The sequence below is a fragment of the Alphaproteobacteria bacterium genome (genome assembly GCA_016699735.1).
GTDB lineage: Bacteria > Pseudomonadota > Alphaproteobacteria > Micavibrionales > Micavibrionaceae > JAGNKE01.
Map to the genome: position 1 here is coordinate 1,136,123 of CP065008.1, position 16,139 is coordinate 1,152,261.

Here is a 16,139-nt window from a genome sequence, read left to right on the forward strand (position 1 = left end):
TGAAAACCGCGCTGTGGGAAGGGGGGATAACTCGGGAGGAGAAAAAACGCCTACAGCGTCCCGAAATCGACCTTCGTGCCGTCAAGCAGCACCGCATCCACCTTCGCGCCCTTGAGAATCGCCCCCGTCAGGTCCGCCCCGCGCAGATCGGCGCCGGAAAGATTGGCGCTGGTCAGATCGACCCCCATCAGGACAGAATCCTGCAGGTTCGCGCTGCGGAGATCGCAAAAGCGCATCACCGAACCGCTGAAATCCGGCCGCTTCATCCGCACTGTGCCCTCGCGCTTGAACGAGAGGGCGCTGAGATTCGCTCCGCGCAAATTGGCGCGGATGAGCTGCGTGTCCTTCAGGCTGGCGCCGCGCAGGTCCGCATACTCGAAATTGCAGTCGCGGAAATCGGACTGATCGAAAATCGCGCTCTGCATATTGGCGCGGCGCAATTCCTGCCCGACGAAATTCGCGCCGACGGCCTTAATGGCGGTCAGGGGATAAAGATTGAGATTAATCACGTTCCGCAGATCGTAACCGCTGAGGTCCAGCCGCTTGCCCTTCTTGCCCGCCGACGACACCCAGTTTGTATGCTCTTTCAGAAGCGCTTCGAGCACTTCGGGCGAATCATCCAGCCGCTCCCCCGTCTCGCGCTCGTTGATCGAGCCTTTGGTGCTGATGCCCAGAACATCGGCGTCGATCGTGATGATTCCGGGCCGGATCGTTCCGCGCATATCGGTCTGGGAAATATCCGCGCCCGTAAAATCGCCGCTGCTGATATTCGCGCCCCGGAAGCTCGCGCCGCTCATCTGCGCGCCGCGGAAGACGGCGCCCTTCAGATTGGCATCGGTAAAGTCTGCGGATTTGGCCAGCGTGCCGGACAGATCGCAATGCATCATCTTGGCGCCCGTGAAAATCGTTTTGGCGGTGTTCTCCGCGCCGAGCCTCTTGCGGTCCTCAAGGCTCCCTTTCTTGCTGGTGGTCATGATTTTTCCCTCGCGCAGATCCGCTTCCGTGAGGTCCGCGCCCGTCAGGTCCGCCCCGGCAAGGTAACACCCGCGCAGGTCGGCCCGCGTGAAATCGGCGCGGCTCATATCGGCGCCCCGCAGGTCGCAGGCGAAAAAACACGCGCTCCTGAACACGGAAAACGAAAGGTCCGCACCCTGAAACAGCGACCCGGTGAAATCCGCCTGCGTGAGATTGCTGTTATGAAAGTTCAGATAGGAAAGATTCCGGTACTTCAAAACCGCCCGCAACCCGCCGCGCTGCCCGCGCACGAACATCAGATGCTTGTCGAGGATTTTGTTGAAATCCTCTTGATGCAGAATTTCCAGTTCATGCGGATCGGGAATGACGGAAGTGTCGCCCCTTTTCCGCTTCATGAGGAATCCCGCAAAAGGTCAATGAGCGCCCGCGTGGACGAATCCAGCGCAGGAAAATCGGCCGCCCGGGTCGACTCGGCGCTGAGCGCGGGCATAACCTGCGCCGCGATCGTCTTGCCGAGTTCGACGCCCCACTGGTCGAAACTGTTGAGGTTCCAGAGGATCCCCTGCGTAAAGACTTTATGCTCGTAAAGCGCGGTCAGCATCCCCACATGGTAAGGGTCCAGCTTCTCCATGACAAGAGTCGTCGAGGGGCGGTTGCCCTCGAAAATCTTGTGCGGGCTGGTATCGGGTTTCCCGTCCATCAGCGCCTTCGACTGCCCGATGACGTTGCAGTGCAGTTGGATATGATGCGTCGGCGCATCGTATACGGGCTGCGACACAGCGATAAACTCACAGGGGACAACCGTCGTTCCCTGATGCAAAAGCTGGTAAAACGCGTGCTGCCCGTTTGTGCCGGAATCCCCGAAAATAATCGGCCCGGTCAGGTAATCGACCGCCGAACCGTCACGGTCCACCGTCTTGCCGTTGGATTCCATATCGAGTTGCTGAACGTAAGCCGGAAACCGTTGCAGCAAACGGCTGTAGGGCAGAAGAGCCAGAGCCGGACGCCGCAGGAACGTATGGTTCCACACGCCGATCAGGGCCAGAAGCACCGGAAGATTTTTCTCCGCCGGTGCCGTGAGGAAATGCCGATCCATGGCGTAAGCCCCGGCTAGCAGAGACATGAAATGCTCGAACCCGAGCGCAAGGCAGAGCGGCAATCCGACCGCCGACCACAGGGAATAGCGCCCCCCGACCCAGTCCCAGATCGGAAACACGCGGTCTTCCGTGACACCAAGCTCAACGGCTTTGGGGATATTCTGCGTGACGGCCACGAAATGCTCGGAGACATCCTCCTTGCCCAGCGAACGCTTGAGCCAATCCTGGGCGCTGCGGGCGTTCATCAGCGTTTCGACCGTCGTGAAGCTCTTGGAAGTCACGATAAACAGCGTCTTGGCCGGATCGCAAAGCTTGAGCGTCTCGATCAGATGCGCCGCGTCAATATCGGAGACGAAATGAAGCTTGATCGCCCCGTCGCTGAACGCCTTCAAAGCCTCATAAGCCATATGCGGCCCGAGGTCTGAGCCGCCGATCCCGATATTGACGACATAGGTGAAGCGCTTGTGGTTGCGGACCAGATCGGTGAAATCCTTCATGCGCTTGAGGCTGCCGTGGATCAGCGGCATGACGTCCACCCCGTCCACGGGCAGGGGATTGGAGGAAGGAGACCGCAAGGCCGTATGCAGGACCGGGCGGTCCTCGGAGCTATTGATTTTATCCCCCGCGAACATCCGTGTCCGCCAGCCGTCAAGGTCGCACGCCTTGGCAAGGGCCAGAAGCTGCGTCAGGATGTCCGCCGTGATGTGCTGCTTCGAATAATCCAGCAGCAGCCCGTCCATGCGGGCGTGGAAGCGCTCAAAGCGCAGCGGATCCCGCGCAAAAAGAGATTTCAGCGACAGGGAGTCGAGATTACGGGCTTGCTTTTCAAGGGCAACCCAGGGGGTAAGGGTTCTACGTAAAGACACAGGGAGGTCTTGTCTCTCCTTTCTGGAGGATATGCTAGTCAACATGGGCCAAGGCCTCCACAGGCTCCGCACCCGTGATTTCAGCCTTCTGACCCACGAGTATAACGGTAAAGTTTTCAGGTTTCAAAAGCCTTTCCGCAACCCTGCGGACATCGGCAACCGTAGTGGATTCGATCTTTTTCTGCCGCTCGTCCAGATAGGTGATGGGCAGGTCGTCCGCCTGCAGGGAATACAGCAGGTCGGCGATTTTATCCGTGGACGTCAGGGAGAGGGGCAGGGAGCCGATGAGATAGTTTCGGGCATCCTCCAGCTCCTTGGGCGTGATATCGGTTGAAAGCATTTTTCTCCATTCCTCATGTACGATGTCCAGAACCGTCTTGACGTTCGCGGTCGCTGTTGAGGTGGAGATATGCAAGATCTGTGCATCTTCATAATCCATGAAGTACGTATAGATTCCGTAGGTCAGGCCGCGCTTTTCGCGCACTTCCTCCGTCAGGCGCGAACCGAACCCCGAAGAGCCGAGGACGAAATTCATCACCTGCGCGGTCTGGTAATCGGGATCGTTGCGTGAAATGCCGCCCTGACTGATCTCGATCACGGTCTGCGGAATATCCTGCACATGGAGGAAGGTTTTTCCCGGATGGCTGAGCGTAAAGGGCTTACGTTCAGTCACCGGAGCCTCGGGCAGAGAGCCGAAAACATCGTCCAGAACCGCTTTCAATTCCTCCGCCGTGATATCGCCCGCCACGCCGACGACAAGATTATTTCTCCCCAGGCGCTTCATAAAGCCGCGCAGATCGTCCGGCGTGATGGATTTCAGGGTCGTTAAAGTGCCACCGCTATTGAGCGCATAGGAGTGACCTTCGAAAATTTTGTCGTTTTGAATCCGCGAGGCAATCCACTCCGGCTGGGTCATCGAACTTTTCACGCGGCTGAGATTGGCGATACGCATCCGCTCGACGGGTTCGGCATCAAAGCGCGGTTGCGTCAGAGCGAGTTTCAAAAGTTCGAACGCCCGCGCCTTGTTGCGGGAGAGCGTTTTCAGATCGCCGGAAAAATCATCGCGCCCCGCATTAAAGCTGAGCGAAATGGAAAGATTTTGCAACTCGCCCTGAAACGCCTGACTGTCCAACTCGCCCGCGCCCTCATCAAGGGTATTCGAGGCCATCTGGGTTAGCCCCTGCTTCTCGGCAGGGTCCAGCTTGCTCCCCGCATCCTTGAAGCCGAATTGCAGCGCGATCACCGGAACCGTATGGTCCTCCACAAGCCACGCCTTGAGGCCGGAGGCAGTGGTCACCTCCTGAATCTTAAGGACGCTCTGTGAGGAGGTCGTGTCCGCCAAAGGTTCTTTCGCTCTCGCAGCGCCAACAAAAAACACCAGCGCAAGAAAGACGAGGACAAAGGGAAAAGTCTTTACGGATTTTATCATGGCTTAAGGCTTCTGAGGGGCTGTTTCCGGGGACGGCGCGGCATTCTGCAACGGAGTAAGGGTGCCATTCACATAGGGCGTAGGCGTGGGCTTGTCGGGGTTCAGAAACCGCGCCGCCACATCCTGCACCTGCTGCGCCGTCACGCTTTCGATCTGCTGCGGCCAGGTTTCGAGATCCTCAAGGGAGACTCCGGTGACAAGCGTATAGCCGATCACCATCGCCGGACCCGCCACGCTGTCGCGGGCATAAATGGCCTCGGCCTGTAGACGCAATACGGCGTCCTTGAGTTCCTGTGGAGTTACACCATCCTTGATCAGCGCCCGAAGTTCCGTATCCAGAGCCTCCTCAGCCTGTTTGAGGCTCAAGCCCTCCATCGGCACCGCGCTGAGCGACAAAGTGGAATCATCCCACGAATAGGAGTTATAGGACAGCCCCACCGAACTGGCGATCTTCTTCTCGACAACGAGGGACTTGTAAAGCCGTGAGGTCGGACCGCCATCCATGATCTCCTCAAGAACCTGTAAGGCAAGAGAGTCTTTGAGATTCTGCCGCGCACTCGGCACCCGGTATTCGCGCAGGAAAACAGGCTCCTTGATAACCTCATGAGCCATGGTCACGCTCGTCCGCCCGATAAACGGGGGTGAAACGGTGCGTTTGCGCTCGGGAACCTCGGTGCGAGGAATAAGGCCGTAAGTCTTCTCGGCCAGCGCCTTGACCTGCTCGACCGTCACATCGCCCGAGACGATCAGAAACGCATTATTCGGTGCATACCATTTTTTATAGAACGAAGTGGCATCCTCCCACGTCAGACCTTCCATCTCGTGAAACCAGCCGATGACGGGCTTGCGGTAAGGATGATTGGCGAAAAGAACCTCGCTGAACTGCTCGTCGAACTGGGCGCGGGGATCGTTGTCCACCCGTTGCCGCCGTTCTTCGAGAATGACCAGGCGCTCCGCATCCACCTCTGCTTTGGGCAGGTTCAGCCCGCGCATCCGCCCCGCCTCCATCTTCATCACGGTCTCCAGATGTTTGGAGGCAATCGTCTGGAAATACGCCGTGTAATCCTGCGCGGTGAAGGCGTTATCCTGCCCGCCCAGCGAACGGACCATCTTCGAAAACTCACCGGGTTTGAGCGTGAGAAGCCCCGGATACGACTGCCCCTTGAACATCAGGTGTTCCAGGAAATGCGCGATTCCCGATTTGCCGGCCACCTCGTCCGCCGCTCCGACGCGGTACCAGACCATATGCGTGATGACCGGAGCGCTGTGGTTCTCCACCACCACACCTTGCAGCCCGTTGGCCAGCGTGAAGGTTTTGGCGTTGAAGACTTTTTCAGGCGCGGTCTGTGAGGCAACTTGCGGTTCTCGGGCGTCCGCAGCCGCCGGAACGATGAAAAAACCGAACAGCAGAACCAGAAAGAAAGCGCGAAAGCGGAAGGGGGTCATGTCTTTACGTCAGCTCGGGGTTTACGATAGGGCAAAGGAAGGCTAGTCTTCAATATAGGGTGTTTCGCCCTCGGTTGCGGGCTTGCCGTCCTCTTTGTTTTTCTTCAGCCGCTCATATTCCTTCTGGGCATCGACGATCGTCGCAGAGTCTTCAGTCTTCCCCTTCGCTAGCCCTGTCAGTTTCTGAATTACGGGCTTATTGACGTCCTTGAGCTCCTCGCTTTCCTTGTCGAGCGTCCGGCGGATTGCGGGATCGGTTTGGTCGGCATTTGTTTTCTGCAGCAGCACATCTTCGGAGGCGCTGGCCTCGTCTGCGAAGACCTCGCCCTTCGATCCGGTCAGGGCTTCACGCGCATCTTCCGAAGGTGCGCTTTCCTGCGGACGCGGCATACCGGGCCTTGGCGGGGGCAGGGCGGCGGCGGTCAATCCCGGCGGGATTTCCAGCGGCGCACGGCGCACAACCGAAAACTCGTCGGGCGAGTCCTTGGTCAGTCCGATCGTATCCCGCATATCGCTGCAACCCGCCAGCAGAGGCAGGGCAAGAAGGCACAAAAAGGCAAAAGAAAAAAATCTGGAAAAAATAGGATTCATGATCTTCACTCGATAACAAGGCCGGTAAATAGAATCGGAACAATTAACCAAGCCAAAGTTCTATACACCGAAATTGCCTAACGTCCAACATTGCTATAGCGGTAAATCTTCTGTTGCCGTTCCTTGTAACTCTTCCGGTAGCGCGCCTTTCGCTTTTTCGTTTTCACCTGCGAAATGATGAGGATGGAGAGGATACCGCAGACGACGGCCATGTCCGCAATGTTGAACGACCAAAAATGCACACCGTTCGCATGGAAATCCAGAAAATCCATCACGGCCTGAAAACGGACGCGGTCGATCACATTCCCCAGCGCCCCGCCGATCACCAGCGCGTAGGGGATCATATATTCTCGGGTTTTGGCTTCGTACATCCACAAGCAAAAAGTGCCGATGATAAACAAGGAGATGACAATCAGAATTATATATCCATAACTGCTGAAATTGCCCAGTAGCCCGAAACTGATTCCCGAATTCCAGATCATGACGATATTGAAAAACGGCAAAACCTCTATGGCCGAGGGAAACCGCAACACGGAAGGCCACTCAAGATACCAGTCGAAAAAACTGAGGCTCTCACCCCTGCGCCCGTCATAAAGGGGTCGGATCACCCGCTCCATGATATACCACTTGCTGAGCTGGTCCAGCAGCAGCACGGCAATCGCCAGATAGACGTACTTAAGCTTTTTCTTCTGTTGCCCGAAATGAAACGCCCGGATCCGCGCCCGGATTCGCGCCCGCTTCTCATCCTTGCGGATATCCTCGGGGGACCGGGTGTCGATTTTTTCCTTCTTTTTAAAAAACTTGCCCAAGGTACGCGGCCCTCATCTAAGGCGCTGATAAAAGTATCGCAGGCCTCTAGGGTAAATGTTTATAGGGCCGGATCAAGCTTTTTTCAGCAAAAACCGAGAGATGAGATAATCCAGAGACAACACCCCCGGCCCCTTCACCAGCGGCACGGCCAGCAGCAGCATCCACAGGTAATGCATACTGTTCATCAACTCATATTCCGGTGGGATCAGAAACTGGATGACCAGGGTCATGGCCAGTAGCCCACCCGCAGCAAAACGTCCGGCAAACCCGAGGGCAAGAAGAACGGACAGCACCACCTCGCCCGCCGTGCCCATAACGGCCGCGATTTCAGGCGGCACACCCGGTATGGGGTGAACATCCTTGAACAGGAAAACTGTCGCGCCCCAATCTCCATTGACATAATTCATAAACTTGCTCCAGCCCGACGGGAAGAAAATCCACGCCATCCACAACCGGATCGCTAGATCGAGCAAGGGGGAAAGGAATCGCTCCGACAGGACCGTCAGGCGGTGATAAAGGCTGCTGAGTTTTCCGGTTAAAGACACGGGTTAAATTCCTTTTCAGCAGAAAGCGTTACGCCTGATTATTCGAAGGCAAAATCTGAAAAGTTTCCAACGCAAAATGCTTTTTCATAAAATTATTTACATCAAAGGCGGGAAAGCGTTCAAAAACTTCGCCCACGGCGTCTCCCAATCTCTGCTCCTTGGAAATCGTCTCAAGCAGAAAATATTCCTCAGCGCTCAGGCGAACGATGTCCACCGTCAGTTTCGGGCGGTAAACCAGAAGATAACAATTCTGCAGGAGATACGGCGGCTCCCCCTCCGGCGATAGGCAATAGGCGCGCAGGGCATCCAGAGCATAGCAAGAAGACACAAGGATCGCCGAGGACCGCAGCAGCAAAACCACATCCCCCAAAGCCTCCGGCGCCAGCGCGGACAGAGAATCTGCACTCAACGCTTCATCGTCCGGCGCGGTATAGGCCGTGTTCATCGCCAGTTCCAGCGCCGCCATATCGGGCAGGTAGGGCAGTTCCTGTGCAGGTTTGTAACTGCGGATAAAATCGGGAAATGCTTCACCATAATGATTAAGGCACCCGGCGGAGGGCGGATGCTTCATCACAAAAGCCCGCACCATCTGCTTGAGAAAATCCTCCCCGACCAGCTTGTCCAGTAAGGGGAAAGTCTTCGCAAAATTATCCGTGATCCCGCCCACGATGTTGGAGCGGTAAACCTTGAGCCGCTCAGCCAGCGCGATATCGCCTTCCTCGAAAACGGCGGCGAAAGCGTCAGGCACAGCCTCCAACGCCGCCGGATCGTCCAGCATCAGATCCTTGAACTGTTCTTGAAACTCATTCAGCCGCATGAGGCACCCTCTCCGGCGCATGGGCCAAAAGAACCTTCCGCGCCTTCGCCGCTTCACCGACGAGGGTCTCCAGCGCCGGAAAATCCTGATCCCATTCGATCAGGGTCGGCACCCGACCGAACCGCTTGACCGCATGGATATACAAATCCCACACCGTATCCCGCACCGGACGGTTATGCGTATCGACCACGATGATCCCGTCCCCAGCGGGCCGCTCCGTATGCCCCGCCAGATGCATTTCGCCCACCGCCTGTGCGTCGATCGCATCAATATAGGCGTAGGCGTCGAACCCGTGATTACAGCTCTGCACATAGATATTATTGATATCCAGCAGAAGCCCGCAGCCCGTCCGCCGCGCCGCCGCGTTCATGAATTCATACTCGGTCATCTCGTTATTTTTGAACGCTACATAAGTGGAGGGGTTCTCGACCAGAATTTTTCTGCCGAAATACTCCTGCGTCCGCTCGATATTCCGGCACAGCGCATCCAGCGTTTCCGAAGTATAGGGCAGGGGCAGGAGATCGTTGAGATGCGCGTTCCCGCTCGCGCTCCATGAGGCATGGTCGGAAACGGCGAACGGCTGATAAATCTCAATCAGCTCCTTGAACAGGCGGAGATGCTCTTCGCTCACAGGATCGGTGGAACCGAGCGAAAGCCCGACCGCATGAAGGCTGAGCGGATAACGCTCCCGGATTTTTGTAAGAAAATGGCGGTGAACCCCGCCGCCGAAATAATTCTCGGGATGAACCTCCATCCAGCCGACGGCGGGAGGATGATCAAGAATCTCTTGATAATAGGGATGCCGCAAACCGATACCCGCCGGATCGTCGTTTAAGACCTCCGGCGGGCATAGGGAGAGCGATGACGGCTGATCTGTTGAGGAGGGCGCCGTCATCGCCGTCATTCCATAAGGCAACAGGGATTAATGGGCTTCGCCTTCAGCCGGGGCTTCGGCAGGTGCCTCGGCAGGTGCAGGAGCAGCGACCGGCTCAAGCGAACCGTTGGCCAGCTTCTCGCAAACGCCTTTCGGCAGGGCGACCCACTCTTGTCCGCTGGCATCGACGCTGGCGTGACCGGCGCAGGCATGGGCCTTGTCGGCGCTGCCGCAGTCATTTTTTCCAGCTTTCACAACGCCGTAGCATTTTTCCTTGTCGGCATCCTCAGCCTTGGCGGTTTGCGCCATGCCCAGAGTAGCGACGGCAACCGCGCCGGCCAGAAGAGTATTGATCGTTTTTTTGCTTGTCATAGGTCAGACCCTCATAAGGTGGTTAAAAAGTTTCAGTCGGGATTCGAACGCAGCAGACTCATGGTTACAATTTTTTTTGCCTGAAGGGGAGTCGTTTTTGCTGGATTTTTATATCAGGACTTTCTAACCATGTCCTTTTGCGGCAAAGGAAAACGCTCATGAAGCGCTTTGAAGACGGACACACGGGAATCCCCGAAAGCGCCAGAAACGCGGCGATCGTCATCGGGAACTTCGATGGCGTGCATAAGGGGCATCGGGCGCTGCTGGCGCAGGCTAAACAGAAAGCGCTTTCAATTAATGCTCCTTTGGCCGTCCTGACTTTCGAGCCGCACCCCCGCGAACTCTTCCGCCCCGACGAACCGCCCTGCCGCATCACACCGCAGGCGCTCAAGGCGGAAAGATTGGAACGGGCGGGCGTGGAGTTTCTTTTCAGCCGGACGTTCGACTGGCCCTTCGCCAGCCTCAGCGCGGAGGATTTTATCGAGAAGATTCTAAAAGCCGAACTCGGCGCGGCGCAGATCATCGTCGGCTTCGATTTTCATTTCGGCCAGATGCGAAGGGGCACGGCGCAGATGATCGGGCAAGCCGGAATCCCGGTGACCGTGATCGAGGAAATTAAAGGAGAGGACGGGCAGGAAATCTCCTCCAGCCGCATCCGCCAGTATCTCCGGCGCGGTGAAATCGAAAAGGCCAACGCGCTTCTCGGCTGGGAATGGGAAATCCGCGGCGAGATAATGCGCGGCGACCAGAGGGGCAGGGAGTTGGGTTACCCCACGGCCAATATGCCGCTCGGTCAAACCCTGCACCCCGCCTATGGCGTTTATGCCGCCTTTGCAAGGATTGAGGGGGAAAGCGAATGGCGCCCCGCCGCTGTGAATATCGGCATCCGCCCGATGTTCGAAATCCCGCAGGCGCAGGTCGAGACGTTCATCTTCGATTTTAATCGTGAAATCTATGGAAAGACTTTACACGTCCGCCCCGTTGCCCGCCTCCGCAGCGAGGCGAAATTCTCCAATATTGAAGACCTGAAAACCCAGATGGAAAGGGATTGCAGTCAGGCGCGGAAAATCCTGAAAGGGCGTACCTAGAATTTATTCAGGAACCCAAGGATAAGGGTCTCCAAAAGAGGATCCCTCAAATCTTGGCCGGATATGCGCGTTATAGAGCGGAATCGGGTCGTGTTCCCGGATAATCGTGATCGCCTGACTGTCGAAGGCGGAGAACGTGCCCTCTTTTAAAAGGTGTATTCCGTCATACCCGGCCGCAACAAGGGCGCGGCGGACGTCATGAAGGTTATGCAGGTCCGCAGGTTTGAACCGCAGGTCGTCATCGTCTCCCTCTTCCTGGATGCCCATTTGATAGAGCGACCCCTCATCGGGAAAGATCGCAAGCTTACGGGCGTTCAATGAAATTTCATAAATGCTCGGCGTTGTGTCGGGGTAGGGCGTATGCGTGGAGGGCTGTGTATTACGCGAGACGCAGAAATGAGCCGCACCGATGAGTTCCTTCTGGAACCACACGCCCAGCCCTTGTCCCACTTCGGGATCGAGAGCGTTCAGACCTCCACGCAAACCCCCGTGAAAGAGCCGTACGGGAACCTGAATTGAATCCTTATGCTGCTCTGAAAACCGCGCAATCCGCTCCAGCATAACGGTACGATATCGCTCGGAGCGTGCGGCAATTTCCCGTTCCCAGTCAGGCTCGCCTGCGGGTTCGGAGAATGTCTCGGACAGGTTGTCCCCCGATAAAAAACGCCGGACGGATTGGAACAGAGTCTTCATGGTGAGTATACGCCTTATCCCGCCTTTTGATTATAGAGGCCTTTATTAAAGGAATTTATTACGCAAAAACCCCTGCAAATGCAAAAGAGAACCTGCTATGGCTAGGGAGAATCAAGATTTTAGGCCAAAATATGGACGTTTTTTTCTCCCTTCTCGTGAACCTTTTACCGCTCTACATCCTGATCGGGATGGGCTTTGCTGCAGGCCGCTGGCTGAATGTGGACCGCCAGAGTCTGGCCTCTTTGACCATTTATATGTTCATGCCTGTCGTGGTCTTCGGTTTCGTCGTCGATCTGGAGTTCCAGCCCTCCTATATCCTCCTGCCGCTGGTCATCTTCGCGGTCAGCGTCATCACCGGGCTGGGCTTTCTGGCGCTGGGCAGGAAAGTTTACGCCGACAGCACCGCAAACCTGATGGCCATGTGCTGCTCGATGGGCAATACGGGCTACTTCGGCCTTCCGCTGGTCTTTCTGTTTTTCACCAAGGAACAGACGGCGATTTACATTTTCATGATGCTGGGCGGCTCGGTCTATGAGGCGACGGTGGGCTATTATCTCGCCGCCCGCGGCGCGTTCGACGTCAAGACCAGCCTGAGAAAACTCGTCCGCTTCCCGGCTTTGTACGCGATTGCCGCAGGCTTTCTCGTCAATCAAATGGGCCTTGAGCCGCCCGAACTCTTCTGGACCTACTGGGCCTATTTCAAGGGCGCGTACGTCTGTATGGGCATGATGATCGTCGGCGCCGCCCTCTCCAACGTCGAGCGCCTCGTCTTCGGTCCGCGCTTCATGGCCTTTGTCTTTTTTGGGAAATTCGTGGCATGGCCCGTTCTGATCTATGCTTTTGTGCTGTTCGACCGGACGGTTCTGCAATGGTACACCCCGGACATTCATAACCTCATGCTCATCATGTCGCTGGTCCCGCCCGCGGCCAACATCGCCGCCTTCGCCGCCCAGATGAATCTGAAGCCCGAAAAGGCCGCCACGACGATATTGGCGGGCACCGTCTTCGCGCTGCTTTACATTCCGGCCATGATCTGGCTGTTCGGAATTCAGTAAATGAAAGACGATCAGGATCGAAATTAAGCATTGCAGCCATGCAATATTTGCACGGGTAATTGTTGCGCCGCAGCGTTATAACAGAATCCTCGGAAGAACGGTTTACCGAGATACTGCAAGAGGAGACCACGGTTTAGAAAAGATTACACACTCCTCTATACCAACTTGAGATTTCAAAGGGCAGGGATTCCCAGTGAATCCTTGCCTTTCTTTTTATGATTTGCCATGATCGCCTTATGAAAACGCGCCGAACGCACATCATCCGAATTATCGGCCCGGCTCGGGGCGTCAACGCCTTAGACCGGGAAACCCCGCTTTTGCACGATTAAAGCCAAAGCCACCTTGTACTTTCAGCAAAAAACACTAGATTACAATGCGTTCAAAGGAGCGCGAGACGTATTATGACCGACCAGAGCGACAATAAAAGCAAAGACAAGAAAAAAGAAGACCTTTACCGCCAGACCGTCTTCCTGCCGAAGACCGATTTCCCCATGCGCGCCGGCCTGCCGCAGAAGGAGCCGGAAATTCTGGCGCAGTGGCATAAAATGGACCTTTACAACAAAATGCGCGAGACGGCGAAGGGCAAGGAAAAATACATCCTCCATGACGGCCCGCCCTACGCGAACGGCAACATCCATATCGGCCACGCGGTGAATAAGATTCTCAAGGATGTGGTGGTGAAATCCTTCGCCATGCTCGGCTACGACGCGCCCTACGTGCCGGGGTGGGATTGCCACGGCCTGCCCATCGAATGGAAGATCGAGGAACAATACCGCGAGGCCGGAAAGAACAAGGATGACGTGGATATCCTCACCTTCCGCGAGGAATGCCGCAAATTCGCCCGCCACTGGGTGGACACGCAAAGCACGCAGTTCCAGCGGCTCGGCGTCACCGGCGACTGGTCCGATCCCTACCTGACCATGAATCTCCCGGCGGAAGCGGCCATCGCGAAGGAAATCCATAAATTCGCCCTCAACGGCGGCCTCTATAAAAGCCTCAAGCCCGTCATGTGGTCCACGGTCGAAAAAACTGCGCTAGCCGAAGCGGAAATCGAATACGCCGAGCATAAATCCATTACCGTGTGGGTGAAGTTTCCGGTTAAAAAAACGAAACGGAAAGAACTAGAAGGTGCGTCCATTGTGATATGGACCACCACCCCGTGGACGCTGCCATCGAACAGAGCCATCGCTTATGCAGAAGATATAAACTATAGCGTCATTGAGATTGAGCGGGTTAGTGAAGGAAGCAAGCTTAAAGTAGGAGAAAAGCTGGTTATTGCTAGAGCCTTGCTAAAGGATCTCGCACCACAAGCTAAAATCGAAAGTTTTAAGAACTTAACCGATTACGATTTAATAGAAGATAATGAGGGAAAGCTTAAGGGGACTGATCTTTCTGAAACAGTGTGTGAACATCCCTTGTACAAAAAGGGATACGACTTTTTTGATGTGCCTTTATTAGCTGGAAGTTTTGTTACGGAGGAAACTGGAACTGGTTTTGTCCATATTGCACCATCCCATGGGGTTGATGACTTCAGTTTAGTGGCTACAAGAAATAAACTTTTCGACATAAAAATTAACAATCCAAATGTTATCGTGGATGATGAGATTAACGCTTTAAGATACAATCTCGCATATCCTCATAAAATTGAAATCACCGACAACGTCACCGACGACGGGCGCTTCCGCCCGCACGTGCCGCTCTTCGCGGGACTCGAAATCTACGACCAGAACGGCAAAATGGGGCAGGGCAACTTCGCCCCCATCAAGGCGCTGGAGGAGGCCGGAATGCTGGTCGCCAAGGGCTCGATCAAGCACGAATACCCGCATAGCTGGCGCTCGAAAGCCCCCGTCATTTTCCGCGCCACCCCGCAATGGTTCATTGCGATGGATAACGAACTCGGCCTGCGCGAAACCGCCCTCAAAGCCATCCGCGAAACCAAATGGGTTCCCTCTAAGGGCGAGGCGCGCATCACCGCCATGATCGAAAACCGCCCCGACTGGTGCATCAGCCGCCAGCGCGCGTGGGGCGTGCCGATCGCGCTGTTCCTTCACCGCGAAACGGGCGAAATGCTGCGCGATGAAAAAATCTTCGACCGCATCGCGGAGATTTTTGAAAAAGAAGGCTCCGACGCGTGGTGGTCCAGAAACCCGCAGGACTTTCTCGGAACCGATTATAAGGCCGAGGATTACGAACAGGTCTTTGATATCGTCGACGTCTGGTTCGAATCCGGCTCCACCCACGCCTTCGTCTGCGAACAGCGCGAGGAGCTGCAAAGACCCGAAGGAAAACGCACGGCGAACATCTACCTCGAAGGCTCCGACCAGCATCGCGGCTGGTTCCATTCCTCCCTGCTCGAAAGCTGCGGCACGCGCGGCCATGCGCCCTACGAAGTCGTGCTGACCCACGGCTTCGTGCTGGACGAAAAGGGCTATAAAATGTCCAAGTCGCTCGGCAACGTCGTCGATCCGTTGAAGGTGATGGAGGAAAGCGGCGCAGACATTCTGCGCCTCTGGACCATGACCTCCGATTACGCCGAGGATATCCGCATCGGCAAGGACACGCTGACCACCGTGGGCGATTTGTATCGCCGCATCCGCAACACGCTGCGCTTTTTGCTCGGCGCACTGGAGGGATTCACGAAGGACGAAGCGGTCGATCTCGGTGATATTAAAAAACTTCCTGAACTCGAACAGCTCATGCTGCATAAGGTTTACGAGGTCGATCAGAAAGTCCGCCAGTCCATCGAAAATTACGAATTCGGAAAAGTGGCAAAGCTCCTCCACGATTTTTGTAACGAGGATCTCTCCGCCTTCTATTTCGACATCCGCAAGGACCGCCTCTATTGCGACCGCCCGGACCTGTTCGAACGCCGCGCCACCCGAACCGTGATGGCGGAAATCTTCAATAGCCTGACCGCATGGCTCGCCCCCATCCTCGCCTTCACGGCGGAGGAGGCGTGGCTGGCACGGCCGGCGGGCGTGTTCGAGGATGTGGAAAGCGTACACCTGCGGACATTCCCCGAAGTGCCGCAAAATTACAAAAACGACGCGCTGGCGGAGAAGTGGAAAATAATCAAAAAAGCTCGCAGTGTTGCTAATGTTGAAATTGAAAGCTTCCGCGCAAAAAAGAAAATCGGATCATCTCTAGAAGCAAGTCTAAATATATACGCCTCACAAGAATCAATACGAGATATAATTGCAACGTACAACATGGCAGAAGTATGCATTACGTCTCATGCCGATGTACCTCTTTCAAAAGAAGCAATACAAAAAGATGATAACTCACACACTTCCATGCGTTTCTACGAAACTAAGGAAAGGCAGCTTGAGCATTTTGCGGTTGTTGTTAACTGCGCAGAAGGCCACAAATGCGCCCGCTGCTGGAAAGTCCTGCCCGAGGTCAAGGAAGACACGAGCCTCTGCAACCGCTGCACGGATGCCGTCGCCGCGCAAAAAAAAAGTGAAGCGGCCTGATATTAGAG

At 55.7% G+C, this 16,139-nt stretch carries 14 protein-coding genes; 3 read left to right on the forward strand and 11 right to left on the reverse strand.

All coding sequences use genetic code 11. The features are described from left to right. Positions 1–50 precede the first annotated feature (50 nt). The 10 genes from IPN28_05470 to IPN28_05515 form a co-directional block, all read right to left on the reverse strand. The gene (locus IPN28_05470; protein QQS58269.1) at positions 51–1,370 is read right to left on the reverse strand and encodes a pentapeptide repeat-containing protein; all 1,320 of its coding nucleotides are present in this window, start codon (positions 1,368–1,370) and stop codon (positions 51–53) included. Then, positions 1,367–2,983 (reverse strand): glucose-6-phosphate isomerase, encoded by a 1,617-nt coding sequence (gene pgi / locus IPN28_05475; protein ID QQS58270.1) that lies wholly within the window; start codon positions 2,981–2,983, stop codon positions 1,367–1,369. Before pgi ends, IPN28_05470 begins: the two co-directional genes overlap by 4 nt. After that, complete coding sequence (locus tag IPN28_05480) at positions 2,973–4,367, reverse strand: insulinase family protein (protein ID QQS58271.1); 1,395 nt, start codon at positions 4,365–4,367, stop codon at positions 2,973–2,975. Before IPN28_05480 ends, pgi begins: the two co-directional genes overlap by 11 nt. A gap of 3 nt (positions 4,368–4,370) precedes the next feature. Continuing rightward, a complete protein-coding gene (locus tag IPN28_05485) occupies positions 4,371–5,813 on the reverse strand; it encodes an insulinase family protein (GenBank protein QQS58272.1) in 1,443 nt (480 codons plus the stop codon). Positions 5,814–5,855: 42 nt separating this feature from the next. After that, a complete protein-coding gene (locus tag IPN28_05490; GenBank protein ID QQS58273.1) occupies positions 5,856–6,323 on the reverse strand; it encodes a DUF3035 domain-containing protein in 468 nt (155 codons plus the stop codon). A 158-nt stretch (positions 6,324–6,481) separates the two neighbouring features. Continuing rightward, entirely contained in the window at positions 6,482–7,213 is a 732-nt protein-coding gene (gene lspA, locus IPN28_05495; protein QQS58274.1) for a signal peptidase II, read from the reverse strand. Between the two features lie 72 nt (positions 7,214–7,285). Further along, positions 7,286–7,759, reverse strand: coding sequence for a DoxX family protein (locus tag IPN28_05500; GenBank protein QQS58275.1), 474 nt, complete (start codon positions 7,757–7,759; stop codon positions 7,286–7,288). A gap of 28 nt (positions 7,760–7,787) precedes the next feature. Next, on the reverse strand, positions 7,788–8,576 hold the full coding sequence (locus tag IPN28_05505) for a putative DNA-binding domain-containing protein (GenBank protein ID QQS58276.1): 789 nt from the start codon (positions 8,574–8,576) through the stop codon (positions 7,788–7,790). Then, a complete protein-coding gene (locus tag IPN28_05510; protein QQS58277.1) occupies positions 8,563–9,480 on the reverse strand; it encodes a DUF692 domain-containing protein in 918 nt (305 codons plus the stop codon). The genes IPN28_05505 and IPN28_05510 overlap by 14 nt, the downstream gene beginning before the upstream one ends. Positions 9,481–9,498: 18 nt before the next feature. Further along, positions 9,499–9,822 (reverse strand): DUF2282 domain-containing protein, encoded by a 324-nt coding sequence (locus IPN28_05515; GenBank protein QQS58278.1) that lies wholly within the window; start codon positions 9,820–9,822, stop codon positions 9,499–9,501. 158 nt (positions 9,823–9,980) lie between these two features. Here IPN28_05515 and IPN28_05520 point away from each other — a divergent pair, with 158 nt between their 5' ends. After that, positions 9,981–10,910 (forward strand): bifunctional riboflavin kinase/FAD synthetase, encoded by a 930-nt coding sequence (locus IPN28_05520; GenBank protein QQS58279.1) that lies wholly within the window; start codon positions 9,981–9,983, stop codon positions 10,908–10,910. 3 nt (positions 10,911–10,913) lie between these two features. On the opposite strand, the gene IPN28_05525 is transcribed toward IPN28_05520, so the two are convergent. After that, on the reverse strand, positions 10,914–11,603 hold the full coding sequence (locus IPN28_05525; protein ID QQS58280.1) for a hypothetical protein: 690 nt from the start codon (positions 11,601–11,603) through the stop codon (positions 10,914–10,916). Between the two features lie 131 nt (positions 11,604–11,734). Between IPN28_05525 and IPN28_05530 the strand changes: the two genes are divergently transcribed. After that, positions 11,735–12,658, forward strand: coding sequence for an AEC family transporter (locus IPN28_05530; protein QQS58281.1), 924 nt, complete (start codon positions 11,735–11,737; stop codon positions 12,656–12,658). A 401-nt stretch (positions 12,659–13,059) separates the two neighbouring features. Beyond that, positions 13,060–16,131, forward strand: coding sequence for an isoleucine--tRNA ligase (locus IPN28_05535; GenBank protein QQS58282.1), 3,072 nt, complete (start codon positions 13,060–13,062; stop codon positions 16,129–16,131). Positions 16,132–16,139: the final 8 nt, after the last annotated feature.

What these genes read in the sequence shown, in the direction of transcription:
- IPN28_05535 (QQS58282.1), top strand. Translation starts at nt 13,060, where the DNA reads ATGACCGACCAGAGCGACAATAAAAGCAAAGACAAGAAAAAAGAAGAC.
- IPN28_05515 (QQS58278.1), bottom strand. Translation starts at nt 9,822, where the DNA reads ATGACAAGCAAAAAAACGATCAATACTCTTCTGGCCGGCGCGGTTGCC.
- IPN28_05470 (QQS58269.1), bottom strand. Translation starts at nt 1,370, where the DNA reads ATGAAGCGGAAAAGGGGCGACACTTCCGTCATTCCCGATCCGCATGAA.
- pgi (QQS58270.1), bottom strand. Translation starts at nt 2,983, where the DNA reads ATGTTGACTAGCATATCCTCCAGAAAGGAGAGACAAGACCTCCCTGTG.
- IPN28_05490 (QQS58273.1), bottom strand. Translation starts at nt 6,323, where the DNA reads ATGCGGGATACGATCGGACTGACCAAGGACTCGCCCGACGAGTTTTCG.
- IPN28_05525 (QQS58280.1), bottom strand. Translation starts at nt 11,603, where the DNA reads ATGAAGACTCTGTTCCAATCCGTCCGGCGTTTTTTATCGGGGGACAAC.
- IPN28_05485 (QQS58272.1), bottom strand. Translation starts at nt 5,813, where the DNA reads ATGACCCCCTTCCGCTTTCGCGCTTTCTTTCTGGTTCTGCTGTTCGGT.
- IPN28_05505 (QQS58276.1), bottom strand. Translation starts at nt 8,576, where the DNA reads ATGCGGCTGAATGAGTTTCAAGAACAGTTCAAGGATCTGATGCTGGAC.
- IPN28_05520 (QQS58279.1), top strand. Translation starts at nt 9,981, where the DNA reads ATGAAGCGCTTTGAAGACGGACACACGGGAATCCCCGAAAGCGCCAGA.
- IPN28_05480 (QQS58271.1), bottom strand. Translation starts at nt 4,367, where the DNA reads ATGATAAAATCCGTAAAGACTTTTCCCTTTGTCCTCGTCTTTCTTGCG.
- IPN28_05530 (QQS58281.1), top strand. Translation starts at nt 11,735, where the DNA reads ATGGACGTTTTTTTCTCCCTTCTCGTGAACCTTTTACCGCTCTACATC.
- IPN28_05510 (QQS58277.1), bottom strand. Translation starts at nt 9,480, where the DNA reads ATGACGGCGATGACGGCGCCCTCCTCAACAGATCAGCCGTCATCGCTC.